Annotated in this window: 18 protein-coding genes; 12 read left to right on the top strand and 6 right to left on the bottom strand. The window is 71.4% G+C overall.

Going from position 1 to position 17,431, the window contains the following annotated elements; all coding sequences use genetic code 11:
• Positions 1–93: 93 nt before the first annotated feature.
• Positions 94–1,191, bottom strand: coding sequence for an alpha/beta hydrolase (locus tag ABIA38_RS12115; RefSeq protein ID WP_424638548.1), 1,098 nt, complete (start codon positions 1,189–1,191; stop codon positions 94–96).
• A 188-nt stretch (positions 1,192–1,379) separates the two neighbouring features.
• Between ABIA38_RS12115 and ABIA38_RS12110 the strand changes: the two genes are divergently transcribed.
• Both ABIA38_RS12110 and ABIA38_RS12105 read left to right on the top strand, forming a co-directional pair.
• A complete protein-coding gene (locus ABIA38_RS12110) occupies positions 1,380–1,817 on the top strand; it encodes a hypothetical protein (protein ID WP_424638547.1) in 438 nt (145 codons plus the stop codon).
• A gap of 409 nt (positions 1,818–2,226) precedes the next feature.
• Positions 2,227–3,675, top strand: a complete 1,449-nt coding sequence (locus ABIA38_RS12105) for an alpha/beta hydrolase (RefSeq protein WP_424638546.1) — start codon at positions 2,227–2,229, stop codon at positions 3,673–3,675.
• Positions 3,676–3,740: 65 nt separating this feature from the next.
• Here the strand turns inward: ABIA38_RS12105 and ABIA38_RS12100 are convergent, their stop codons facing one another.
• On the bottom strand, positions 3,741–3,935 hold the full coding sequence (locus ABIA38_RS12100; protein ID WP_424638728.1) for a ferredoxin: 195 nt from the start codon (positions 3,933–3,935) through the stop codon (positions 3,741–3,743).
• A gap of 20 nt (positions 3,936–3,955) precedes the next feature.
• Positions 3,956–5,185, bottom strand: a complete 1,230-nt coding sequence (locus ABIA38_RS12095; RefSeq protein ID WP_424638545.1) for a cytochrome P450 — start codon at positions 5,183–5,185, stop codon at positions 3,956–3,958.
• A 110-nt stretch (positions 5,186–5,295) separates the two neighbouring features.
• Between ABIA38_RS12095 and ABIA38_RS12090 the strand changes: the two genes are divergently transcribed.
• The 5 genes from ABIA38_RS12090 (at position 5,296) to ABIA38_RS12070 (ending at position 8,363) form a co-directional block, all read left to right on the top strand.
• Entirely contained in the window at positions 5,296–5,943 is a 648-nt protein-coding gene (locus tag ABIA38_RS12090; RefSeq protein ID WP_424638727.1) for a TetR/AcrR family transcriptional regulator, read from the top strand.
• Positions 5,944–6,025: 82 nt separating this feature from the next.
• The gene (locus ABIA38_RS12085; RefSeq protein WP_424638544.1) at positions 6,026–6,436 is read left to right on the top strand and encodes an SgcJ/EcaC family oxidoreductase; all 411 of its coding nucleotides are present in this window, start codon (positions 6,026–6,028) and stop codon (positions 6,434–6,436) included.
• A 147-nt stretch (positions 6,437–6,583) separates the two neighbouring features.
• Entirely contained in the window at positions 6,584–6,997 is a 414-nt protein-coding gene (locus tag ABIA38_RS12080; RefSeq protein ID WP_424638543.1) for a nuclear transport factor 2 family protein, read from the top strand.
• Between the two features lie 56 nt (positions 6,998–7,053).
• Positions 7,054–7,437, top strand: coding sequence for a MerR family transcriptional regulator (locus tag ABIA38_RS12075; RefSeq protein ID WP_424638542.1), 384 nt, complete (start codon positions 7,054–7,056; stop codon positions 7,435–7,437).
• Between the two features lie 230 nt (positions 7,438–7,667).
• Entirely contained in the window at positions 7,668–8,363 is a 696-nt protein-coding gene (locus ABIA38_RS12070; protein WP_424638541.1) for a CmcI family methyltransferase, read from the top strand.
• Here the strand turns inward: ABIA38_RS12070 and ABIA38_RS12065 are convergent.
• A complete protein-coding gene (locus ABIA38_RS12065) occupies positions 8,360–9,412 on the bottom strand; it encodes a cytochrome c oxidase assembly protein (RefSeq protein ID WP_424638540.1) in 1,053 nt (350 codons plus the stop codon). The genes ABIA38_RS12070 and ABIA38_RS12065 overlap by 4 nt on opposite strands.
• 283 nt (positions 9,413–9,695) lie before the next feature.
• Positions 9,696–9,920: a hypothetical protein gene (locus tag ABIA38_RS12060; protein ID WP_424638539.1), complete on the bottom strand. Its 225-nt coding sequence runs from the start codon at positions 9,918–9,920 to the stop codon at positions 9,696–9,698.
• Positions 9,921–10,155: 235 nt separating this feature from the next.
• Between ABIA38_RS12060 and ABIA38_RS12055 the strand changes: the two genes are divergently transcribed.
• The gene (locus ABIA38_RS12055; protein WP_424638538.1) at positions 10,156–10,968 is read left to right on the top strand and encodes a helix-turn-helix transcriptional regulator; all 813 of its coding nucleotides are present in this window, start codon (positions 10,156–10,158) and stop codon (positions 10,966–10,968) included.
• Between the two features lie 234 nt (positions 10,969–11,202).
• Here the strand turns inward: ABIA38_RS12055 and ABIA38_RS12050 are convergent, their stop codons facing one another.
• Positions 11,203–11,457 carry a hypothetical protein gene (locus tag ABIA38_RS12050; RefSeq protein WP_424638537.1) on the bottom strand — a complete coding sequence of 85 codons (255 nt, stop codon included), beginning with the start codon at positions 11,455–11,457 and terminating at the stop codon, positions 11,203–11,205.
• Positions 11,458–11,701: 244 nt separating this feature from the next.
• Between ABIA38_RS12050 and ABIA38_RS12045 the strand changes: the two genes are divergently transcribed.
• From ABIA38_RS12045 to ABIA38_RS12030, 4 genes are all read left to right on the top strand, one after another.
• On the top strand, positions 11,702–12,478 hold the full coding sequence (locus tag ABIA38_RS12045) for a tryptophan 2,3-dioxygenase (RefSeq protein ID WP_424638536.1): 777 nt from the start codon (positions 11,702–11,704) through the stop codon (positions 12,476–12,478).
• Positions 12,479–12,611: 133 nt separating this feature from the next.
• On the top strand, positions 12,612–13,820 hold the full coding sequence (locus ABIA38_RS12040; RefSeq protein ID WP_424638535.1) for a cytochrome P450: 1,209 nt from the start codon (positions 12,612–12,614) through the stop codon (positions 13,818–13,820).
• A gap of 145 nt (positions 13,821–13,965) precedes the next feature.
• Positions 13,966–16,839, top strand: coding sequence for a DnaB-like helicase C-terminal domain-containing protein (locus ABIA38_RS12035; protein ID WP_424638534.1), 2,874 nt, complete (start codon positions 13,966–13,968; stop codon positions 16,837–16,839).
• 6 nt (positions 16,840–16,845) lie between these two features.
• Positions 16,846–17,427, top strand: coding sequence for a transcriptional regulator (locus ABIA38_RS12030; RefSeq protein ID WP_424638533.1), 582 nt, complete (start codon positions 16,846–16,848; stop codon positions 17,425–17,427).
• Positions 17,428–17,431 lie beyond the last annotated feature (4 nt).

Raw genomic sequence — 17,431 nt, 5'->3', positions numbered from 1 at the left:
GCCCGCAGCGTAGGCGCGCGGGGCGCGCAACCCGCTTCGTGGGCGCGGTGTGTCGCGGGGAAATGGACCGATTTCAGCAGTTCGGCGCGGCGCTCACGGCGCCGGCGTCGGGCCCGCTCCCGGGGGCGGGGCGGGGAGTTTGCCGGCGAGCCAGTCGAACGCGGCGGGTACGGCCGTGGACCATACCCGGAAGTTGTGGCCGCCGGCCGGCAGCGTCACCGCGACCACGTCGGCGCGCGTGCCGATCGCCCGGCGCAGGTCCAGCATGTCGCGGTGGGCCGTGTGGTCGTCGCCGCCGGCCGCCAGGTAGAGCGCGGTGTCCACGGGCTGGTGGGTGACCAGCCACTGCGGGGAGTTCCAGCGCCGGACGTCCTGCCGGCCCCGGTAGAGGTCGCCGGTGTCCCCGTCGACCACGGCCCGGAAGTAGCCGGACAACGAGCCGGCCGCCGCGTAGCGCTCGGGGTGGTGCAGGGCCAGGTTGACCGCGCAGAACCCGCCGGTGGAGTAGCCCAGTCCGGCCCACGCGCGTGGTGCGTCGAGCACCCGGAAGTGCCCGGCGAGCGCGGCCGGTACGTCGACGGCCAGGTACGTCTCGTCCTGGACGCCGCGCACCGCGTCGACGCATTCCTGATCGTGCGCGCCGTTGTCGTCGGTGGTGGCGACGACGATCACCGGCTGCATCCGGCCGGCGGCGATCTCGGTGTCCAGGGCGTGCGCCAGGTGCAGTTGCCGGGCCCAGTTGTGCGGCCCGCCGGGGCGGCCGTGGAACAGTTCGACGACGGGGAAGTGGCGGTTGGGCTGCGCGGGGTCGAAGTAGGCGGCGGGCAGGTAGACGAGCGCGTTGCGGACCACCCGGGCCCGGGGACCGGGCAGTCGGTCGTGCACGAGTTGGCCGTGCTCCTGCGGACCGGTGGGCAGCGCGGGGGGTGCGGTCGGCAGCAGTTCGGCCGCGCTCGCCGGGGGCGGGGCGCGGCCGAGCAGGTCGTTGAACGACGTGTAGAAACCGAACTCGCGATTGACCAGGTCCGCGGCCAACAACACCCCGGAGAGCATCACCAGGAGCAGCGACAACAGGCGCAGCGGAAAGGCGGTCCAGCCCGGCCAGCGGTTCCACAGCGCCATCGTGGCAGCGATCACGGCGACCGCGAACACTGCCAGCAACACCAAAAGCGTCGTGCCGGTAAGGGTCATGGGGGCAGCCCCGCGCTGGGACGGGTCCTACCCTTCAGTATGACCGGGCGCGCGGACGCGTCGCGCGTATGACCGGGCGCGCGGACGCGTCGCGCGGGATTTGTGGTCATCTCCCGGCGGCCTCTGTCCCGCTTGGGGTCGTGCATGGTGTCATGAGCGTGCCATTACCGAACGAACGGGAGGCACGTATGTTACGCAAGTTGTCCTGGTTGCTCGCCCTGCCCGCGCTGATCCTGGCCTTCGCACTCGGTCCCTTCGCCGCGTCGGCGAGCGCTTCGGAACACGAATTCCTCACCGACTACGGGGTATTGGTGCCGCTCCCGGCGCCGGTCACCCCGCCCGAGAAGTGCACCCAGCGGCACCTGACGCTGGAAGTCGGCACGTACGCCTGGAGCCTGAACTCCCCGGGTGGCAACCCCGGCGCACTGGACGTGCAACTGCCGACCGACGGCTACACCTGGCGACTGTGCGTGTCGCCGCGGATCGGTGCCTACGACGTGACCACCACGCTGATCCCGGACACCCCCGGGCAGCCGCAGCGGTCCCGGAGCTATCTGTTCCAGATCAACTTCACGTACACCTACACCTGGGACTCCATGCTCTACCGATGGAAGCCCGGCCCGTAGGGCGGGTGCCGACGCCGCTCGCAGCCGCGCATCCTTCGAGTGTCCTGGACGCCCCAGCCGGATCAGGCCGCTCGGGCAGGTGACGGGCCGCACACCCCAGAGGCCGCGCATCGAGTTCGCTCGCTGCGCGGCCGACGTGTGTGCGGCCCTCGGGCGTCACCTTTCGCGGAGAGCCTGCGCAGGACCGCCGGGGCCGGCTTCGAGGTCTTGGCCGACCGTGCCCCACCCGAAGTACCGGGCGCCGTGATGGGTCTGCGGACCGACCCCGGGGGTACGCGGGACGGACGCTCCGACCGGCCCGGGCGATTAGCGTCCGGATATGCGAACTCAACGCCCCAGTAAGGGGTTTCCGGATACGAACCGGCTTGGGTCGAGCGCGCGCCGGTGGTTCCGACGCACGGCGCCTGCGGTGCTGCTCGCGCTGGCGAGCGTGGTCACGGCCGGCGTCGTCGTACCGACCCCGGCCGGCGCGGTGACCGAGGATGCGCCGCGGCGGGTCATCCACTGGCAGCCCTGCGCCCAGGACCCGACCGCCGACTGTGGCACGCTCACGCTGCCCGTCGACTGGGCCCGCCCGCACGGATCCACCTTCGAACTTGCCCTCGCCCGGCGCCGGGCCACCGACCCCGGGCACCGGATCGGCTCACTGGTACTGGACTTCGGCGGCCCCGGAAACGGCGTCGACGAGGTGATCGGCAGCAGGCATCGCAACTACTTCTCCGCAGAGATCGACGCCCGCTTCGACCGGGTCGCCTTCGATCCGCGCGGCTGGAACGCCAGTGCCGCGCCGAACTGCCCCGCCGGCGGCCCGCGTCCGGCCGCCGATCCGACCACGCCGGCCGGCTTCGCGGCGATCGTCGCGGACAACCGGCAACTGATCGACTCCTGCCGGCGCCGGAGCGGCCCGATGTACGACCACATGGACAGCCTGAGTGTGGCGCGCGACCTGGATGCCATCCGGGCCGCGCTGGGCGATCGTAAGTTGTCGTTCTGGGGTTCGTCCTACGGCACGTTGATGGGACAGCAGTACGCCGAGCTGTTCCCCGGCCGCTTCCGGGCGTTGGCCCTGGAAAGCAACATGGACCACAGCCGGGCCGTCGGCAGCTTTCTGGAGACGGCCACCGCGACGATCGAGGCATCGTTCGGCGAGTTCGCCAAGTGGTGTGCGGGCGACCCGAGTTGTGCGCTGTACGGGCGGGACGTGGGCAGCGTGTTCGACGAGCTGTACGCGCGGGCGGTGGCGGGTACGCTCTACGACCCGGACGATCCGAGCATCGGCATCACCACGATGGCCCTGCTGGACGAGACGCAGGCCGACTTCAAGAACCCGCTGTGGCGCGGGCGGGCCCGCCGGCTCGCCGCGCTCGCCGCCGAGTTGCCGCGCGCCACGCCGCCGGCTCCCACCTCGACCGAATCGCGGATCCGCAACGCCCAGGCGGTGTTCTGCGCCGACTGGCGCCTGGATTTCGCCGACGCGGACGAACTGGCGGCCCTGGACCGGCGGTTGGCGGTGATCGCGCCGCACATGCGCCGGTCCTTCAACTCGTGGTACGCGATGACGTTGTGCCTGGGTCGATCGGCCGGCGCGGTCAACCCGCAACGCCCCTACCGGGTGCACGGATCGACGCCGATCCTGCTCACGGGGAATGTGTACGACTCCAATACGCCGTATGTGTGGACCACGGCGGCGGCCGAGCGTATCCCCGGCGCCGTGGTGCTCACCTACGAGGGCGTCGGGCACGGCGCGTATGGGCGGAGCCCCTGTGCGGCGGCCGTGGCCGACCGCTACCTCGTCGACCTGCGCACGCCGCCGCCGGGCACCCGTTGCCCGGCGGTGCCGCCGAGGGCCGACGGGTGACCACGCCCGTCGCCGGGACCGGCCCCGGGGGAAGGGCCGGTCCCGGCGACGGGTTCGGGGGTCGGCTATTCGTCGGTTACCCGGATGGCGCGCGAGGGGCACAGGTTGGCGGCCTGGCGGGTGGCGCGTCGGCCCTTTTCGGTGGGGGTCGGGGTCAGGACGGTGACCAGGCCGTCGTCGTCCTGGTCGAAGACCTCGGGGGCGGTCAGGGCGCACAGGCCGGCGCCCACGCATACCGTGCGGTCCGCGCTCACGTGCAGCGCGGGTTCGCCTGCCGGGGTCACCAGGTGACCGGGAGTTCGTTGACGCCCTGGATCGTGGTACCCGGGCGGAGCGTCAACTGTTCGACCGGGACGGCCAGGCGCAGGGTCGGTACCCGTTCGAACAGCGCGGTCAGGATCACCTCCAGCTCCAGGCGGGCCAGGTTCTGGCCCAGGCACTGGTGCACGCCGTAGCCGAAGGCGAGGTGATGGCGGGCCGAGCGCCGCACATCGAAGGTGTCCGGGTCGGCGAAGACCGAACCGTCGCGGTTGGCCATGGAGTTGGCGACGATCACCCCCTCGCCGGCCCGGATCAGCTGCCCGTCGATCTCGATGTCGGCCGTGGCCACCCGCGCGCCCGCGAAGTCGGCGATGGACAGGTAGCGCAACAACTCCTCGACGGCGCCCGGGATCAGGTCGGGATCGGCGCGCAGTGCGGCGTGTTGGTCGGGGTGCTCCAACAGGGTGATCACACTGAGCGAGGTCATCGAGGCGGTGGTCTCGTGGCCGGCGACCAGCAACAGGATTGCCGTCGAGACCAGTTCCTCGCGATTGATCTCGCCGGCCGCCAGCTGGTCGGCGACCAGGTGGGACAGCAGGCCGGGGCCGGGCTTCGCCTGGAATTGGGTGATCAGTCCGTCCAGGTAGCCGTCGAGGTGATCGCGCGCGGCGATCGCGTCGGCGCCGTCGGTGGCCTGGAGCAGTCGGCGGCTCGCGTCCTGGAAGTACTCGTGGTCCGCGTACGGCACGCCGAGCAGCCCGCAGATCACCATCGACGGCACCGGCAGGGCGAAATGCTTGACCAGGTCGGCCGGCGGGCCGGCCGCGAGCAGGTCGTCGATCGCGCCGTGCACGATCCGTTCGATGTCGTCGCGCATGCCCTTGATGCGCTTGACGGTGAACTCGGAGATCGTCATCCGGCGCCGGGGGCCGTGCTCGGGCGGATCCAGGCTGATGAAGCCCGGGTGGCGGGTGCGCAGCGCCTCTAAGCGCACCGAGGTGAGCGGGAAGTCGACATTGTTCCGGTCCGAGGAGAGCCGGGGGTCGGCCAGCAGCGTGCGGGCCGCCTCGTGCTTGGTCACCACCCATGCCTGGCGGCCGTCGTACAGCGTCACCTGGTGGAGCGCGGTCGACGGGGTGCGCAGCCGGTCGTACTCCTCGGGAAGGGCGTACGGACAGGTGCGGTCGCTCGGGAAGGGGGGAGTGTCGGGGGTTTCGTCGGTGTGGAAGGGTGCAGCGGTCTCGGTCATCGATCCCCTCGCAGCCTTGGCGGTTCAGAGAACGGACAGTTCTCTGATTGGGAGGCTAAGCTGATCCGACAGAGAACGCAACGGCCTCTCACTGACTTTGGGGAGTCAATCTGTCACCGAACGTCGGCCCCGCGGTCGAGGAACCGATCGACCACCGCAAGGGCCCCCGTCGCCGCGGCACGGAGCTCGAGCAGGCCATCCTGGGCGCCACCATGGCCGAACTCGCCGAGGTCGGCTACGCCGGATTGACCATGGAGCGGGTCGCCGCACGGGCCCGAACCGGCAAGGCCACGCTCTACCGCCGCTGGTCCAGCCGCGCCGAACTGGCGGTGGAAGCCTGCAAGTTGCGCGGCGTCTCCGAGGTCGACCTGCCCGACACCGGCAGTCTGCGCGGCGATGTGATCGCATTGTTGCGGCAGATGTCCGTCAAGATGGCCAGTCCACTGGGCGGCATCATGCGCGGCCTGCTCGCCGAGACCACGCACGACCCCGAACTCGCCCGGCTGATCCGCGAGCGGGTGCACACCATGGGCCCCGAGACCATCCGCTTCATCCTCGAACGGGCCGTCGAACGCGGCGAGGTCGACCGCCGGATCCTCACCTCCAGACGCGCCGCGGTCGCCACCGACCTGCTGCGCAACGAGTTCCTGCTGTTCGGCGCGCCGATCGCGGACGAGATCATCGTCGACATCGTCGACGAGGTCTACCTGCCGCTGGTCCGCAAGCCCGGCCCGCCGAGCGATCGGGGGACCGGTTGACCTCAAGTTCTCTTCAGGTTCCATAGTTGCGTTCGGGGCGATCCGTCCCCGCCGACCGACGCGAACCAGGAGCACCTCACCCATGAGCACCGACGCGATCGCCAGGACCGAACTCGCCGCCATCCGTCGCGTCGTCGCGGACGCGGTGGAGTTCCAGAACGACCCGGACCGATTCGTCCCGCTGCACACCGAGGACACGACCGTCGTCAACTTCGTCGGGCGACGGGTGGCCGGCCGCGACACGCTGGCCGACGTGATGCGGCAGGCCCTGGCCTCGCCGCTGGCGGACGTGGTCAACACGGTCGAGATCGAGGACATCCGGCTGGTCCGCGAGGACGTGGCGATCGTCGCGAGCGTCAAGAAGGTCTTCGACCGACGGGACGACCCGGCGACGGCGCTGCACGCGAGCTCGGGCCGGCTCACCTACGTACTGGTCAAGGACGACGGGCAGTGGCGGATCACCTCCGCGCAGACCACCCCGATCCTGACCTGACCACCGGGGCCGGCCGATGTGGCGGCGGGTATCACCGGCAATTCCCTCGCGGGAATTGTCGGTCCCGCCGCCCGGCGGAAGGATTCCCACCACGGCCCGCCGAGACGCGCGGACCGCAACGAATCCCACTCCGCCGGAGGTTTTGCCATGTCCGAGTCCGCCGCCACCACCACTACCGCCACCACTGCCGACGTCATCGCCCGGTTCAACTACGCGTTCCTCATGCACGACCCCGAACTGCTCACCGACCTGGTCGCCGAGGACTGCGTGATGGTCAGCGTGCAACCCGCACCCGACGGCACCCGCTACGAGGGCCGCGACGCGTGCCTGACCTTCTGGCAGGAACTGGCCGCCGACGAGAACATCGACTTCGCACCCGAGGACGTCCACGTCTACGGGGACCGTGCGGTGATCAAGTGGCGCGTGTCCTTCGGGGCGGGCGAGGCCAACGAGGTGTTCGGCGACGCGCACGCCGAGTCCACCGGCGTGGCCGGCGTCAACCTCATGCACATCCGGGACGGGCGCATCGTCGAGGCGCTGGGCTACAGCAAGTCCCCGTGACCACCCGCCGGCCGGGCGCCGGGGTCGGGTCGGTTCCGGCACGGCAGAATGCGGTCATGACCACGCCCGCGACGCACTACCTGACCCCGGCCCAGGCGGCGGAACGATCCGGCTTCAGTCTGGACACGCTGCGCTACTACGAGCGGATCGGCCTGCTGTCCGACGTGGGCCGCGCGCCCAGCGGGCATCGCCGGTTCACCGAGGACGACCTGCAGTGGCTCGGCATCCTGCGCTGCCTGCGGGACACCGGGATGCCGATCGCGGACATGCGCCACTACGCCGAACTGTGCCGCTCCGGCGAGCGGGCGTCGCTGATCGAGCGAATGGCCCTGCTGGAGCGGCACGACATGGCGGTCGAGGAGCAGATCGCCCTGCTGCGGGCCCAACAGGAGCGGCTGCGGCGCAAGATCGACTACTACCGCTCGGTCCTGCCGGACTGAGCCGAGCGACCCGGCCGGGCCGGCTCGTCTCGGTCGGCGGGTGTCGCGTGCGCCCCCGGCGGGTGACGGTTCGGCGTTCGTCGATGGAACTCCTCGTGTCGGCGGCGGGTGCGCGGGCGGGAGCTCTCGCGGTCCGGGTATGGATGTAGGGCGCGGCCAGGGCCGGAGCCGCCGGCGAGACACCGGGACAGGAGAGGATCATCATCAGCGATCACTTCGACGGCGGGCAGTTGCCGCCGACCGTCACCGTCGAGCACGACGCGACGCTCCTGGAGTATCGGCGCGCCCGTGGGCGTCAGCACATCCGCGACTGGTACGCCGGGCTGCGGATCAAGAAGTATCCCGAGGACCTGCGCGTCCTCGAACACCTGCTGTGGGTCACCCGCACCCAGGTCGTGGTGGAACTGGGCACCCATCTGGGCGGCTCGGCCCTGTGGTTCCGGGACCGGCTGCGCACCCAGGCCGGATACGGACGGGTCCCGGCGGCGATCGGGGTGATCTCGGTGGACCTCGCCCAGGACCGCGCGGCGACCCTGCTCGGCGGCGCCGATCCGGACTACGCGCGCGACATCACGTTGGTGGAGGGCGACATCACCGACCCCGGCGTGGCCGAGCGGGTGAGCGAACTCGTCCCACCCGGGGCGCGTTGTCTGGTCGTCGAGGACACCCTGCACGTCTACGCCACCACCACCGCCGCACTGCGCAACTTCGCCCATCTGGTGCCCGAGGGCGGCTTCTTCGTCGTCGAGGACGGCATCGTGGACGACCCCGAGCTGCGTCCGCCGGGCATGCCGGGCGGCGTGTTGCCCGCGATCGCCGACTGGCTCGGCACCGAACCGGGCAGCGCCTTCACGACCCGCCGCGACCTGGAACTGTACGGCGTGACCGGCCATCCGCACGGCTGGCTGCAACGCGTCGAGCACTAACCTCCGGCGCGCCCGTAGCGGTTGGCGAAGCGGGGGTCGGTCTCCCACCACGGGCGCATCATCTCCGGCCCGTCGTCCGCGGCGGGTGCCGCGGCGGCATCGGCGTCCGGCGCGGCGTCGGCGCGGGCCGCCGCCGCGGTCGCGCGTTCCGCGGCGGCCCGGGCGTCGAGTTCGTGGTCGATGGCGGCGGCATTGCGGGCGTCCTCGCGGATCATCCGGATCAGCAGGATGGCCAGGAACGGCAACCCCGCCGCATCGCCGGTGAACCACAGGGCGCCGCCGCCGAGCACCTGGTCGCGCTCCAGGGACGGGCCCCATGTCCGGGCGATCGCGGTGTAGTGGTCGGCGGCGATCAGATGGTTCCCGAGCATGATGTACAGACCGAGCGCGCCGTCGAAGATCACCTCGACGAAGGTCAGCCACATCGACACCAGGTGCGGGTAGCGGCGCGGCACCGGGTCGGCCTGGACCCGGGTCCAGAAGTACACCGCGCCGATCGCCACCAGGAGCAGCCTGGTCAGGTGCGGGAGCGCGCCGCCGTGCAACGTCGCCGGATACCAGCCGCTCAGGTAGAGCACGAACGGGGCGAGCACGAACACCGCCGACGGGAACAGCGGGAAGGTCAGCGCCACCGCGACCCGACCCCGCCGGATCCGGCCCAGTCGGGCGACGGCGTCCGGGGCCAGGTTGTCGCGCAGCAGGGTCAGCGGCGCGCCCTCGGCCAGGAACAGCGGCACCACCATCAGCAGCAGCATGTTCTGCACCGCGCGCGGCCAGAACAGTACGTCCTGGTAGACGCCGAGGAACGACATCGTGGCCAGGACCCAGGTGCCCAGGCCGCCGACGAAGTAGCCGGTGTGCGACCGCCGCCAGGTGCCGCCCCGGGCGCGCAGTCGGCGAACGCCGAGCAGGTAGGTCGCGCCGAGCAGGAGCACGGCGACGGCGGTGAGCGGCTCGAAGGTCCACTCCGTGACGACGCGCGTCGCGTCGAAGGGGGCTACGTGCGACGCGTGCACGGCGAGCGACGCGGCGGCGGCGTGGGTGGACATGGCGGCTCCGGGGGTGGGGGCCGGGGCGGGATGGGACGGCCCATGGCGGCCGACTCTACGCCCGGGTCCGGCGCCTTCGGTGCGGCGACCCAGGGGGTCAATGATGAGCAAATATGAACAAATCGCCCGCATATTCCGTCGGCCGGCAGCCCGCCGGGGTGGCCATGTTCGTACTTTGGATTCCGCTTGGTGGTCCTTTGGGTTTCCCGTTGCCCGGGGTGCACTTTGCCCGGGTCCCGCTCTCCGGGGACTGCCGGAGAGCGGGCGGGTTCGGCGCGGAGGATCAGTGGGCGTAGAGGTAGATCAGCCCCCCGGGGCCGTCGGAACAGAAGAAGTTCGGGCCCCACAGGTCGTAGCCGGCCTTGCCGGCGGCGTTGCACTGCTCCTGTGTTTGGTAGACGCCCCGCACGCGGAACTCGCCCGCGGCGCTCGCATTGGTCGCCGCTGCGAGGGGAACCAGGGTCGCCGCCGTGGCGGCGGCGACGAGCAGTCCAATGCGCTTTTTCACGTGCCAACTCCTTTTAATGGGGACGACGTTCGACAATTCGTCGAATGTCGTCGGAGGTGGTGCGATGGCGCTCGAATGCTATCCGCGCACTATGCAAAGGTCTAGGCCAATCATCGAATAGGTCTACGCCAATCAACCGGCGCGGTGGCCTCGCGACACCTGCCGCGGCCAGCCCCGATGAACCCGAACTCGCTTGTACTTCCCGGGAATCCGTTCGATGTGGATACTGGCCCGAATGGATCCCAGCAGCGCGTTACGTGAATTTCTCGTGTCCCGGCGGGCCCGGTTGCGACCGGGTGATGTGGGGCTTTCCGCAGACGGTCCGCGCCGGGTCGTGGGGTTGCGCCGGGAGGAGGTGGCCGCCCTCGCCGCGGTCAGCGTCGACCACTACATCCGACTGGAACGCGGTCAGGCGTCGCGGGTGTCCGACGCGGTGCTCGACGCGGTCGCCGACGCGTTGCGGCTGACCCCGGGGGAACGCCGCTATCTCCGCAACCTGGCCCGGCCGCCGGCCCGGCCCGACGATCCCGAGGCGGCGGTTCGGCCGGGCCTGCGGACGCTGCTCGACGCGTGGGGTGCACCGGCCTACCTGGTCGGCCGCAACGGGGTGATCCAGGCCTGGAATCGGTCCGCGTGCCGGGTGTTCCTCGACTTCGACGAGGTCCCGCCCGAGCGCCGCTCGATCGGCGGCCTGATCTTCGCGGACCCGCGAACCAAGGAACTGTACGTGGACTGGGAGAGCAAGGCCCACGAGACGATCGCCTACCTGCGCACCGAGATCGGGAAACGCCCCAGCGATCCGGTGCTGACCGGGCACATCCGGGAACTGATCGCGGTCAGCCCGGACTTCGCCCGATTATGGTCCGCGCAGAAGATGTTCGACCTCGCCCACGGTACGGTCCGCATCCGGAATCCCGTCGTGGGCACCTTGGCACTGACCTACGAGTCGTTGTTCCCGACCGACGACCCCGACCAGGTGGTGATCGCGTACGCGGCGGCGAACCCGGCCACCGCGGCGGCGCTGCGGATCCTGGACGGCGAGGGGTGAGACCGGGACACCCCGCCCGGTAGCGCGGTGACCGCGAGCACGCGTGATATTCGTTTCATCGGCTGCGAGTTCCCTTCGTCGATGGCCGATCGGTCGGCGTGGGCGGTGAATTCCCACGACTGATCGGTGCCGACCGATCGAGCATCGGCCGTCGGGCCCGGGCGCGCCAGTGCACACCGTGCACTGGCCGGGCGGCGGGATCGGTGCGGCGGCGATGGGAGTCGCCTCGCTCGGTCACCACTCCCGGTGCGACCAGAGCTCGACCGTGATGCCGAGTTCCCCGAGCCAGGTGTACTCGCCCTTTCGCACGATGGCCGTGCGGTGTCGAGTCAGCAGCTCGAGTACGTCCGCGTCCGCGGCGCCGCCGAGGGCCCGCACGATCGTGGGAATGTCGGCGGCAGCGACGGTGATCACGTACTCGTACTCGGGCCCGTTCAGGTCGTGGCCGGTGAATCGCAGGTTGCCGGTGGGGGTGCGGTGGGCGTGCACGGACAGGTTGTTCGCCGAGTGGAGGCAGACCTCGCGCGTCTGGTCCCCGGCGATCTTCCGCTGTGATCGAAGGAGTTTACGAAGATGAAGCCAACTGCGCCCAATGGGTTGCATTCGTCACCTCGAACCGGCCTTCTGCCGTGTGTCGGCCATTCCCGAAAGTCCGTGACGGGCACAGGATAGTGCCCGTCGTCTCCGACCCCATCGGAACGCTCGAACGCCCGCATCAGGAGAGGAAGCGACGATGAGCGACGTACCGGTCCTCACGTACGGAAACTATCTGCGACTGGACACCCTGCTGTCCTGCCAGGAGCCCCGGACCGAGGCACACGACGAGATGTTGTTCGTGGTCATCCATCAGGTGTACGAGTTGTGGTTCAAACAGATCCTGCACGAAACCGCGCTGCTCCAGCGGCAGTTGACGGGCGGGAACGGCGCCGGCGCGCTGCATACGGGCCGCCGGATCGCCAAGATCCTGAAGACCGTGGTCGGCCAGCTGGACATCCTGGAGACCATGACGCCGCGCCAGTTCGCGTCCTTCCGGGACGCGCTCGGGACCTCCAGCGGATTCCAGTCGGCGCAGTTCCGCGAACTGGAAGCGGTGCTCGGGCGACGGGAGTTCGGCGGCTACGAGACCGGCACCGACGCCCGCCTCGAGGTGGCCGTACGGCGTCCGTCCGTGTTCGACTCGCTGCTGCGTCACCTCGACGGGCTGGGGTATGCGATCCCCGAGTATGTGCTCGAGCGTGACCCGAGCATCGCCTGGCAGCCCGACCCGGATGTGCAGAAGGCGCTGGAGGCGGTCTACCGCGACGAGACCGGCCACGCGGCGCAGGTGTGCGAGGCCCTCGTGGACATCGACGAGGGCCTCCAGGAATGGCGCTACCGGCACATGAAGATGGTCGAGCGCACCATCGGCGCCAAGCTCGGGACGGGCGGCTCGACCGGCGCCGCGTATCTGCGCGGGACGCTGTTCACCCCGGTCTTCCCCGACCTGTGGGAGGTCAGATCGCAGGCCTGAGCCGTGCCTGGGGCCGACAGGGGACCTGTGACTCAGGCGGTCGGGACGTCGGTGCGGCGACGCTGGCGGGTGTGCGGCGGGGTTCTCCGTTCGCCGATCCGCCGGCGGGCGACCCGCCCCTGGGAGGCACTCGATGAGTACCGACGAGAAGGTATGGGCGTGCCCGTTCCGGCACGACGAGGCCCTCGACGTCGATCCCGTGATGGCCCGGTTGCGCACCGAGGCGCCGATCGCGCGGGTCCGGATGCCGTACGGGGACGGCCGATGTTGGCTGGTCACCCGGTACGCGGACGTGAAGCTGGTGACCTCGGACCGCCGGTTCAGCCGGGCCGCGCTGATCGACACCGACTTCCCGCGGATCACCCCCGCGCCGATCGCCCAGTCCGAGTCGATCAACCTGATGGATCCGCCCACGCTCAACCGGGTGCGCGGGCTGATCGTCAAGGCGTTCAGCAACGCGCAGGTCGAGCGGCTGCGGCCGGGCACCCAGCGCGTGGTCGACGAACTGCTCGCCGGCATCGCCGAACACGGCGCACCGGCCGACGTGGTCGAACTGCTCGCGGGTCGGCTGCCGCTGCGTACGATCAGCGAGCTGCTCGGCGTGCCGGCGGCGGACCGGCCGCGGATCCGCGGCTGGGCCGTGGCGATGATGTCGATGAAACCCGCGGATCGGGAGCGGGCGGCCGACGGGAAGGCACGGTTGCGCGCCTACTTCGCCGACCTGTCGGCGGCACGGCGAGCCGACCCGGGCGACGATCTGATCAGCGCGCTGGCCACCGCGCGGGTGGACGACGAGCGGCTCGACGACGCGGAGTTGGCGGTGCTGACCATGCTGTTGATGGTCACCGGGCACGACACCACGACGTACGAGATCGCCAATATCGTCTACACGCTGCTGACCCACCCGGACCACCTCGCCGCACTGCGCGCGCACCCCGAACACCTGCCGACGGCCCTGGAAGAGCTGCTGCGCTTCATCCCCTTCCGGCAGGGGGTCGGCATTCCGCGGGTGGCCCTGGAGGACGTCGACTTCGACGGCGTCACGGTGCGGGCGGGCGACACGGTGCATGTGTCGTATCTGACCGCCAATCGGGACGACGCCGTGTACGACCGGGCCGACGAACTCGACTTCGATCGCGAGCGACCCGCCGCCCACATGACCTTCGGCTACGGCATGCATCACTGCCTCGGAGCACACCTGGCCAAGATGGAACTGGAAGTCTGCATCGGCTCGTTGCTGGCCCGCTTCCCCAACCTGCGACTGGCGGTGCCGGCGGCGGAGGTGGAGTGGAACACGGTGTCGATCTGGCGCTTCCCGCTCACGCTGCCGGTCGCGTGGTAGTGGTTCGCGAGAGACGGTTCCGGCTGCCGGCGGTGGCCGGAACTGCTCGATTTCCTTACGCCTCGCGGCAGGTCGAGCAGGTTTTCGGGGTGGATCGCGATAGAATTGGGGGTGTTGGGTTTCCCGGGGTTGGAGAGGTCGGCGGATGAGTGACGCGGCGCGGGCCTCCGATGCCGGCGGGCGAGCGGAGACGGGGCCGGCCGAGATCGGGCTCGGCGTCGAGGAGGCCCGGAAGCGGTGGGCGCGGGTGGTCGGGGACGCCGCGGGTGGTGCGCGGATCGTGCTGCACGCGCCGCATGGCGTACGGGCGGTGCTCGGCCCGCCGACGGAGGAAGTGCTGGCCGCGCAGGGCGAGTTGCCGACATTCACGATGACCGCGGCCCGGCAGGGGCTGGGCGACCTGGTGCGGGGGGCGGCGGCGGGCACTCCGCAGTTGTTGCTGCGCTATCGCACGGTCTACGCGCAGATCACGGACGGTGCGAGTGCGGCCGGGGAGGTGCCGGCCGCGCCGCCCGTGGTGGTGGAGCCGGTGTCGGTTCCGGACGTACCGGCGCGCGCGGGCGTCGAGGCTCGGGTGGCCTCGGTGGCTCCCGCGGTGCGTGCCGTGCCGGCCGGGGCCGGTCGGCGGGTGGCCGGATTTGCGGCGGCGTTGGACGAAGCGGACACCGCTCGGGCGCGGGCGGTGTCGTTCGGGGTGGCCGCCCTGGACGAGGCGCTGGGTGGCGGGGCGCTGCCCGGTCGGGTGTTGCTCGTGACCGGGGCACCCGGCGCCGGTGCGGGCCTGCTCGCGGCCGGCGCGGTGTTGTCGGCGGCGCTGGCCGATTTCGACACCGACACCGCCACCGCCGCTGATGGCGGCGCGGACGCCGGGGCGGTGTTGTTCTGTACGCCCGGTCGGCCGCGTGCGGACATCGCTGCCCGGCTGACCGCGGCGGCGGCGGGCGTGGACCACCAACGGCTGCGCGCGGGCACCCTCACCGACGCCGAGCGACGCCTGGCCGACCTGGTGTCCCGCCGCCTCGGCATGGGCGGGCTGCTGCTCGACGACGGGGACGATCTGACCCTGGAGATCCTGCGCGAGACCGCCGCCGACATCGCGGACCTGCGCCTGGTGGTCGTCGACGCGCTCAACCACACCCTGCGCGCGGGCCCCGCCGAGGCCGGTGCCGAACCCGCCGCGGTCCGTCGAGGGGTGGGCGCGCTTCGGCGATTGGCCGCCGACCTGGACATTGCCGTGGTGGCCGTATGGGAGCAGGGCGCGGGTCGGGACGCGGACGTCGGGGCCGCGTTGGACGAGGCGGACACCGTGGTCCGGTTGACCCGCGACGGGGAGCAGGCGTTCGCGATCGTGGCCGAGCGCGATCTGGGGCCGATCGCCCAGGCGGCGCTGCATGCCGACATGCCGCATGTACGGTTCACGGACGCGCGGCCGGCGACGGGGGAGCCGCGCGAGGATGCCGCCGGCGCAGAGCCGGAGCCGGTGCCCGCGACCCGGCCCGAGCCGGAGCCTGCGGCCGACGCGGTTGCCGATCCCGATGCTCCGCCCGCCGAGTCCGACGCCGCGCCCCGGCCCGCCCAAGCTCCGCGTGGCTCCCGGAAGTCGCCGCCGGTGATCACGCGCCGCCGCGCCGCCGCTGCCACCGAACCGGAGCCCCTGACCCGGCCGGCGCCCGACGCGGCCACCGATCCCGCCTCCCGGTCGGCCGAGCCCAAGACCCGGCGCACGCGTGTGCCACGTGGCTCCGGGAAGGCTGCGGGGCTCGGGGCGGACGTCGCCACGGAGTCCGTGGACGAGCCCGGCCCCGGCGCTTCGCCCGCCGGGCCCGAGGCCGTGCCCCGGCGCACGCGTGTGCCACGTGGCTCCGGGAAGGCTGCGGGGCTCGCGGTGGACGTCGCCACGGAGTCCGTGGACGAGCCCGGCCCCGGCGCTTCGCCCGCCGGGCCCGAGGCCGCGTCCAGGTCCAGCCGTCCGTCACGCGGTTCCGCGAAGACGTCGGCCGCGCCGAAGGCGAAGCCTCCCCGGGTGCCGGCCGACACCGACGAGGATCCGCTGCCCGGTGCGATCGAGGACGCCGTCGTGGCGGAACTCGCCGCGGCCGGAGGCGACTTGCAGGCCGCCGGTGAGGCGCTGGCCCGTCGGGCGATCCCGGATGTGATGGAGCTGCTCCGGCTCTCCCGGGCGGGCGCCCGCTACGACCACACCTACTACCCGCCGCAACCCGAGCTGTTCCGCAAACGGGCCAAGGACGAGGCGGACGCGGTCTGGGAGGCCCGGCCGAAGTGGCGCAACGCCCACCTGCCGGCGGGCGAGCACGAGGTGACCGCGCTGGACACGAACGCCGCCTACCTCTCCGCGCTCAAGGCATTCCTGCCGATCGGCCCCCTCGAACACCGCGAGGGCCCGGACCTGGACGACTTCGACGGACCGCGCGGACGCCGGCGCCGACACGCCGGCGTGTACCTCGTCGACCCCCCCAAGTGGGAGCACGAGGACCTGCCCAACCCACTCGGCGACCGAGACGAACCCGGCCCGCTGTGGATCACCGACCCCACCCTGCGCCTGCTGCTGCGCTGCGCGTCGAGCGGCTACGGCCGGTTGTGCGAGGAACCGCGCATCCTGGAGTCCTGGACCGCGGTGGCCACCGAAAACCTGCTGGAACGGCTGCGGATCGCACTGCGCGACGCCCGGGACCGCGCCATCGCCGAGGGCGACGACGTCACGCTGGACTACGTGAAGCAGATGTACGCGAAACTCGTGTCCACGATGGGGGGTTCCAACTACAACCGGGAGATCCACCGCCCGGACTGGATGCACATCATCCGCTCCCAGGCGTTCGCCAACCTGTGGGTCAAGGCACTGCGGGCGCACCAGGGCGGGCTGACCCTCGTGCGGATGATGGGCACCGACGAACTCCACCTCACCGGCGGCGACTGGCACACCGTGTTCACCGAGGGCCGCGGCGTCGGCGACGTCAAGATCAAGGACACCTACACCCTGCAAACCAAGGAAAGGACCTGACCAGGCATGCCGTTCCGAACCCTGGAACCCGGCAAGTACGGGATGCACGGCACCCGCTCCTCCGCCCTGGCGGCCGAGCGCCTGGACGAACTCGCCGACGGCATCAGCTCCCCGGTCGAGACCGAACGCGGCCTGGCGGCACGGCTGCGCTACCTGACCGCATCCGGAGCCGGCTACACCGCGATGGAGGCCGCCGGGATCACCGCCACGACCCGCACCCTGGCCGCGTGGTTGGCCGAGGAGCAGACCCCCAACCGGGCCAACCTGCGCCGGATCGACGCCGCGTACCGCGACCTGCGCCGGCGCAATGTGGCCCGCTCGCTGATCCGCCGGCTGAACAAGGACGGACGCGGCACCCGGGTCGAGATCCACCCGCACGACCAATCCGGCGTCCGCGAGCCGCACCGCCGGGTCGGCGTGGCCCGCCACCGCACCGTCAACGTCCGCCGCTGGGACGCGATCATCCGGGCTTGGGCGGCCGGCGACGAACGCACCCTGGACGACCTGTGGACCGACGAGGTCCTGGCCGACCTGGGCTCCGACTGGGGCGGCTACGAATACGCCACCGCAATCGGCTTCGCCGCCTGAGCGT

Origin of the sequence: Embleya sp. AB8, assembly GCF_049739465.1 — a bacterium.
GTDB lineage: Bacteria > Actinomycetota > Actinomycetes > Streptomycetales > Streptomycetaceae > Embleya.
Note: the sequence above shows the minus strand (reverse complement) of the source record. Positions and strands in the feature narration are given on the sequence as shown.

Coding starts and splice junctions, on each gene's coding strand:
- ABIA38_RS12115 (WP_424638548.1), bottom strand. CDS start 1,191: ATGACCCTTACCGGCACGACGCTTTTGGTGTTGCTGGCAGTGTTCGCG.
- ABIA38_RS12110 (WP_424638547.1), top strand. CDS start 1,380: ATGTTACGCAAGTTGTCCTGGTTGCTCGCCCTGCCCGCGCTGATCCTG.
- ABIA38_RS12095 (WP_424638545.1), bottom strand. CDS start 5,185: ATGACCGAGACCGCTGCACCCTTCCACACCGACGAAACCCCCGACACT.
- ABIA38_RS12085 (WP_424638544.1), top strand. CDS start 6,026: ATGAGCACCGACGCGATCGCCAGGACCGAACTCGCCGCCATCCGTCGC.
- ABIA38_RS12080 (WP_424638543.1), top strand. CDS start 6,584: ATGTCCGAGTCCGCCGCCACCACCACTACCGCCACCACTGCCGACGTC.
- ABIA38_RS12075 (WP_424638542.1), top strand. CDS start 7,054: ATGACCACGCCCGCGACGCACTACCTGACCCCGGCCCAGGCGGCGGAA.
- ABIA38_RS12065 (WP_424638540.1), bottom strand. CDS start 9,412: ATGTCCACCCACGCCGCCGCCGCGTCGCTCGCCGTGCACGCGTCGCAC.
- ABIA38_RS12055 (WP_424638538.1), top strand. CDS start 10,156: ATGGATCCCAGCAGCGCGTTACGTGAATTTCTCGTGTCCCGGCGGGCC.
- ABIA38_RS12045 (WP_424638536.1), top strand. CDS start 11,702: ATGAGCGACGTACCGGTCCTCACGTACGGAAACTATCTGCGACTGGAC.
- ABIA38_RS12040 (WP_424638535.1), top strand. CDS start 12,612: ATGAGTACCGACGAGAAGGTATGGGCGTGCCCGTTCCGGCACGACGAG.
- ABIA38_RS12035 (WP_424638534.1), top strand. CDS start 13,966: ATGAGTGACGCGGCGCGGGCCTCCGATGCCGGCGGGCGAGCGGAGACG.
- ABIA38_RS12030 (WP_424638533.1), top strand. CDS start 16,846: ATGCCGTTCCGAACCCTGGAACCCGGCAAGTACGGGATGCACGGCACC.